At 65.6% G+C, this 6,064-nt stretch carries 4 protein-coding genes; 3 read left to right on the top strand and 1 reads right to left on the bottom strand.

Annotated elements, in window-relative coordinates; genetic code table 11:
* Positions 1-227: 227 nt before the first annotated feature.
* The 3 genes from MXD58_RS17845 (at position 228) to MXD58_RS17835 (ending at position 4,053) form a co-directional block, all read left to right on the top strand.
* Positions 228-560, top strand: coding sequence for an ArsR/SmtB family transcription factor (locus MXD58_RS17845; RefSeq protein WP_248841440.1), 333 nt, complete (start codon positions 228-230; stop codon positions 558-560).
* Between the two features lie 148 nt (positions 561-708).
* Positions 709-2,241, top strand: a complete 1,533-nt coding sequence (locus tag MXD58_RS17840; protein ID WP_248841441.1) for an ISL3 family transposase — start codon at positions 709-711, stop codon at positions 2,239-2,241.
* Between the two features lie 636 nt (positions 2,242-2,877).
* Complete coding sequence (locus tag MXD58_RS17835; RefSeq protein WP_248841442.1) at positions 2,878-4,053, top strand: ISAs1 family transposase; 1,176 nt, start codon at positions 2,878-2,880, stop codon at positions 4,051-4,053.
* Positions 4,054-5,043: 990 nt separating this feature from the next.
* Here the strand turns inward: MXD58_RS17835 and MXD58_RS17830 are convergent.
* Positions 5,044-5,946 carry a hypothetical protein gene (locus tag MXD58_RS17830; protein WP_250609607.1) on the bottom strand — a complete coding sequence of 301 codons (903 nt, stop codon included), beginning with the start codon at positions 5,944-5,946 and terminating at the stop codon, positions 5,044-5,046.
* Between the last annotated feature and the right edge of the window lie 118 nt (positions 5,947-6,064).

Raw genomic sequence — 6,064 nt, 5'->3', positions numbered from 1 at the left:
CGATATATCGAGCTGAACGCCCCTGGCTCAGCTCTCGCGAGATTGCCTCGCGATCCTCCACCGTCAACCGCTCCCGCAGAACCATCCACCATCCAGCCCCCAACCCCCGTCACGATCATCCTATCGGGGCGTCGCTACGACCGTTTGAAGCCGCCATGTCCGTGTCCGCGGCCCATTCTCCTCGCCGGGATGGCCGGCGGTGTCGGACTCCGAGCGAGGAGGCCGGTGTGCCACGTCAGTTACCGCAGCCCAGCCGCGACTCGACCGATCTGGTCACGATCCTTGCCGCACTGGCCGACCCAGTCCGTCTGACGCTGATGCGACAGATGTACCTCCGCACCGGCGCCACCGACTGCGCCGCCCTCGCCTCCGAGGTCGATGTCACCCCTCCGACAATCTCCCACCACTACCGTGTGCTCCGGGAGGCGGGCCTGACCCTGACAATGCTGGAGGGCCGCCGCCGCAGCGTTGCCATCCGGCACGACGACATCGAGGCCTGCTTTCCCGGCCTTCTCGCCGCCGTCCTGTCACCGCGGAGTCCCAGCCCCGAGCCCCCATGACGGGCGGCGGCGCCTGAGTGCGCGCCCCTCTGGGGCCTGTAAAAGTAACGGCTCTGTCTCACTTTCGGTGGTGACGGAGCGTGGTCTTCGGTGAGGCCTGACGCTGGAAGTGGGCGTGTCCAGGTGGTGGGTGTCGGCACGATGTGTCATGTGTGGAGCGGATCGTCTGGTCAAGCTGGCGTTTTCGGGTCTGTCGCCGCTGGTCGTCGAGGATGTGACGGACGACGGCGAGCTGGTCCGGGTGCGGGCGCGGACGCCTGACGGGCCGGCGGGCTGTCCTGGTTGTGGGGCGGCGACGTCGCGGGTGCATGGTTATCACGAGCGGACGCTGGCGGATGTCGCGATCGATGCCCGCCGGGTGCTGGTGGTCGTGCGGTTCCGCCGGCTGGTCTGCCCGACGGGTGGCTGTCGGCAGACCTTTCGTGAGCAGCTGCCTGGGGTGCTGGAGCGCTACCAGCGGCGCACGGCGAGGCTGGCCGCGCAGGTCGGCGCCGTCGTGCGGGAGTTAGCCGGCAGGGCCAGTGCCCGGGTCCTGTCTGTGCTGGCGATCGGGCTGTCGCGGCACAGTGCGCTGCGCTGCCTGCTGCGTCTGCCGCTCCCACCGTTGCAGGTGCCGCGGGTCCTCGGGGTCGATGACTTCGCGCTGCGTCGCCGACGGTCCTACGCCACGATCCTGATCGACGCCGAGACCCGGCGCCGTGTCGATGTCCTGCCGGGCCGCGGCGCTGACGCTTTGGAGGCATGGCTACGGGCCCATCCCGGCGTCGAGGTGGTCTGCCGGGACGGCTCCGCCGCCTACGCCGAAGCGGTCCGCCGTGTCCTGCCCGACGCGGTCCAGGTCAGCGACCGCTGGCACCTCTGGCACGGTCTCGCGGCGGCCGTGCACACCGAGGTCGCCGCGCACAGCGGCTGCTGGGCCAAAGCCGGCCCGCCACCGAACGACGGCCCCCGCGCCCAGACGACACGGGAACGCTGGGCGCAGGTCCACGACCTGCGTGACCAGGGTGTCGGACTACTCGACTGCGCACGGCGGCTCAACCTGAGCCTGAACACGGTCAAACGCTACGCGCGGGCCAGCGAACCCGAGCGGCTCGTGCGGGCACCGGCCTACCGACCGACTCTGGTCGATCCCTACCGCGACTATCTGAAACGCCGCCGCGCCGACGAGCCCGCCGCCCCCGTGCTGCGGCTGTTCCACGAGATCAAAGAGCAAGGATATGACGGTAGCTTCAACCTGTTCGTCCGCTACATCAACCAGGGCCGCGTCGACGCCGACCGGCCTGCGATCTCACCACGACGCGTCACCCGGCTCCTGCTCACCCGACCCGACCGGCTCACCGACAGCCAACATGACCGGCTCGGCGACCTCACCACCGCCTGCCCGGAAATGATCGATCTCGCTGGACTCGTGCGCGGCTTCGCGCAGCTTCTCCACCCCGCGGACGGCAACGCCCACCGACTCGACGAGTGGATCACCACAGCCCGTGCCGCCGACCTGCCCCACCTGCACGCCTTCACCCGCGGCCTCGATCTCGACCGCGCAGCCGCCAACGCAGCCCTCACCCTTCCTCACCACAACGGCGGAACCGAAGGCGTGAACACCAAAACCAAACGGATCATGCGTCAGATGCACGGCCGAGCCGGATTCCCCCTCCTCCGCCACCGCATCCTCCTCAACTAACCCTCCGTCACCACCGAAAGTGAGACAGAGCCGTCGTCATGACACGCCCAGTGGTCGGCGCCTACCACTGAGATGACTCCAGTAGAAATACCGCATGCCGAGAACCGCAAGAGAAACTGACGTACAACCAGCAGCAGGCCGCTTGTGAATCCCTCGTGAGCGAGCATACCGCCCACGTCTAGATAGACGACGTCTGTGCGACGGACGACGTCGTCCACCTGTTCAAGGCATTCTTCGACGCTCCTCATTGCACTCCCGCAGTGATAGTCAATACGGGTCGATTACGCGACGACGCGGCGCTTTACCGTACTCGAACTCGCACAGCCTGGCGCCTGCCCCGCTGCACGATCATTCCGTCGACCCGTTCCGGAGCTACCGTGTACTCCCCTGCCCTAAGGGGTTCTCCGTCAGGGCTGCGGCAAAGTTGCTGGTTAGCAATTCAGGTTCGTGATCGTGGTGAGTGGTCGGTCGCAGGGTGCCGGCAAGTTTGCTGAGTAGCTGTCCATAGGTCGTGGTGAGGGTTTCTCGTGGAGACGGGGTGTGTGGGCGGGTGGGGCTGGGGCCCTGAACGAGGACGGGCATGACCCTCGGCTGATCATGGAGGTTCTCACGCCATCCTGATCGCCCTGAGGTGTCATGCCCGCCGAACGATTATCTCCGTCTGCCCCTGTCCTGGATCAGCTGGCCTTGGCCGTCACGGAGCGTGCGCCACGGTCGGCGTCGCCGGCGGGTTTGCTGGCGGTATTCGCCCAGGTCACCGACCCCCGGAAACGCCGCGGGCGCCGGCACCGACTACCGGTCCTTCTCACGCTGGCGACGTGCGCGGTGCTGGCAGGGGCCCGGTCGTTCACCGCGATCGCCGAATGGGCCGCGGACGCCGGCGAGACCGTCTGGTCGGCGCTGGGGATCGTGCGGGTCCCGGACGCCTCGACGTTCCGCCGGGTCTTCACCCACCTCGACGCCGACGCGTTGGACACCGCCCTCGGAGCGTGGGCCGCCACCGCGACCACACCGGCTCCGGGGCAGCGGCGGCGGATCGCGGTCGATGGGAAGACCCTGCGCGGCTCACGAGCCGGCGACACCCCCGGCCGGCATCTCCTCACTGCGTTCGACCAGCAGCACCACGTCGTGCTCGCCCAGCGCGCCGTCGACGCGAAAACCAACGAGATCGGCGAGCTGAAAACCCTGCTCAGCGCGGTCGAGCTGGCCGGTGCGGTGGTGACCGCGGACGCGTTACACACCCAACGCGACACCGCCGCCTGGCTTGTCGACCGCGGCGCCCACTACGTCCTGGTCGCGAAAGCGAACCAGCCCGGCCTGTCTGCCCAGCTCGCTGCCCTGCCCTGGACGAAGGTCCGTACCCGGGCTCGCTCCCACGACCGGGGACACGGCCGCGTCGAGACCCGGGTCCTGAAAACCACCGAGGTCCGCGCCGGCATCGGTTTCCCTCACGCCGTCCAGGCCATCCAGATCATCCGCCGCCGGGCAGTCGCCGGCCGGCCAGCTGACACGCAGACCGTGTATGCGATCACCAGCCTGCCGACCCACCAGGCCAGCCCCGCCCTACTCGCCGACCTCGCCCGCGACCACTGGTCCGTGGAGAACCGGCTGCACTGGGTGCGCGACGTCACCTACGACGAGGACCGCCACCGCGCCCGCACCGGAAACGCACCCCAGATCATGGCCAGCCTCCGCAACCTCGCGCTCGCCATCCTGCGCCTGACCGGCACCACCAACATCGCCCAAGCGCTACGCCACCACGCCCGCCGACCCGACCGACCACTCACCACGATCACGAACCTGAATTGCTAACCAGCAACTTTGCCGCAGCCCTGGGCTGGTGCCCGACCCGGGCCGGAAATTGTTGCTGTGGTTGGGCTGGCGGTCGGCAAAAACACGCCCCGCGGGCCGCTCGCGAGCAGCCAGGGTGAAGGCAAAGCGGCGCCGGTGGCTGGAACGCCAAGCCGGTTCGGCCCGTCGAGGTGAGGCGTGCGCATTTGCCGCGGATATGGAAGTTGCGTTGAGCCAAAGGCGAGGGCTTGAGCTGCGGCGAGGATGGTGTGATCGTCGGCTGGGATCCAGCTGGACGTGCCTTCAAGGCTCGCGGCGACGGGGATGGTTCTGGCGGCCAGTCACCGAAAAACGCGCGTGATTGGGCCACTCCGCCCTGGCCGCACTGCCTTGATCGCGACCAGGACTCTTAGTGTGGCGAGAATCACATCAACTACTGTGCGTCACGATTGGCTTGGCGGGCTCGAGTGAGTCGTGAGCCTTCTCGGTCGGTCAAAGTAGGGGGATTGTAGGGGGTCGCATGATCGAAGTGTGGCTAAAGGATCATAAAGTCGCTGGGGCGCAAGGGATGTGGTGGGGCGGGTGGGGCTCGAACCCACGACCGACGGATTATGAGATCTTCGGTGACTCGTCCGCTGGCGTCCGTGAACGTCCGCCAGTGCTGGTCACGGGCTCGACTTCGTCCATCGAGTCCCGTGGCCGTCTCCCGCCGTCCGCGAACTTGGCTGCCATTCTGGCTGCCAGAGCCACCCCACTAACAACCTTCTGATCCGTAGTTCGATCTGGATCTTCCGGGGACGTCCACGGAGGTCCAGGGAATCCGCCCACCTCTGCCGGCGCGTCCACCAGAGTCCGCAGACATCCACCGACGTCCGGCGGCTCGGCTGTCAACTTGGCTGTCAGGTCACCCCAGCACTGAGGTGACCGACGATCTTCGTTGGCAAGCCGACCCGTACCGCAGGCGCGCCAGCGCCGAGGAACGGAAGCGGCGCGGCAGCATCATCCGAACGGCTATGTCGGAAAGAGCCTTGTTATCGCACGAAGGCGCGGCCCCTCGGCGACCTCTGTAGAGGACAGTTGTCGCGTATATGCAATATCGTTCACGAACGACACGTCGCTTTGGCGCGGTATGGTAATTCGAATCACAGAGTGGCGCTGAAAGAGAACCGCGTCAATCTGCGATAGTAGTTGTGTTTTTAGTGGCTCTGTCAGTCCACTAGCCTTGAAATATCCGGCAATCTTTCCGACGTAGTCTTCAACCGAGATGCCCAGTATAGCGGCCTCGCGGTCGATCCCCACGACGTGCCTGTCGCCGACCTCGCTCGGTTCGATCCCGTCGAGCGCTCGTACGCGCTCGGCATGCCGGGGCTTATCGGTCACGCCAATGAAAATATATCCAGTACTATCGGGGCCAAGGTTGGATATTCCACACGCAGTTTCCACTAGTTTGTCGCCAATGTTGGGCTCGACGGGTCGCTGTCCGTCGAGGCGCAGAATTCCCTGCTTGAATTCGTAGCGCGGGGTTTCAATGCGCGAACGCAGGATCGAGTTGCGCAGATCAAGCGCTAGCGATGGGCCGTGGCGGAGGACAGGCGGCTCTTTCCTGACGAACTGTTTTTGAATCAGGCCTGTGACGATTGCAATATTTTTCACGCGGTCGTCGGTCGTCGTGAAATGGTGGGGGCTGGTCAGTCGGGGCCCGACGTTTGCCAGGGCGGCGATTATTTTTGCATCGTCGGCAGGAGATTTCTCTTCGTCGACGATTAGGTAAAAGAAAGCCATAAAAATGGCATAGAAAGCACCCTTGATGGGGTTACCGCTGCCTGGCCGAACGAGGTTCCGGAGACCATTTGGATTGGCCGTATTTGTCGAAGCAATTGCAATCAATATAGAAAATACGGACTTAAAGTTCAACTCAAGCTGGCCGGTCCCGTATGCTGCAAGTCTTGTACTGATGGGCGACCTCAACCCGTCAGTGCATCAACCGCTTTGCGATAGTAGCAGGCGGTTGAGCCTTTCAGCGGGTGTATCC

Origin of the sequence: Frankia sp. AgKG'84/4, from assembly GCF_023242965.2 — a bacterium.
GTDB lineage: Bacteria > Actinomycetota > Actinomycetes > Frankiales > Frankiaceae > Frankia.
The sequence above is the reverse complement of the archived record's forward strand: the minus strand, read 5'-3'. Positions and strand labels throughout refer to the sequence as shown.

What these genes read in the sequence shown, in the direction of transcription:
- MXD58_RS17840 (WP_248841441.1), top strand. Translation starts at nt 709, where the DNA reads ATGTGTGGAGCGGATCGTCTGGTCAAGCTGGCGTTTTCGGGTCTGTCG.
- MXD58_RS17835 (WP_248841442.1), top strand. Translation starts at nt 2,878, where the DNA reads ATGCCCGCCGAACGATTATCTCCGTCTGCCCCTGTCCTGGATCAGCTG.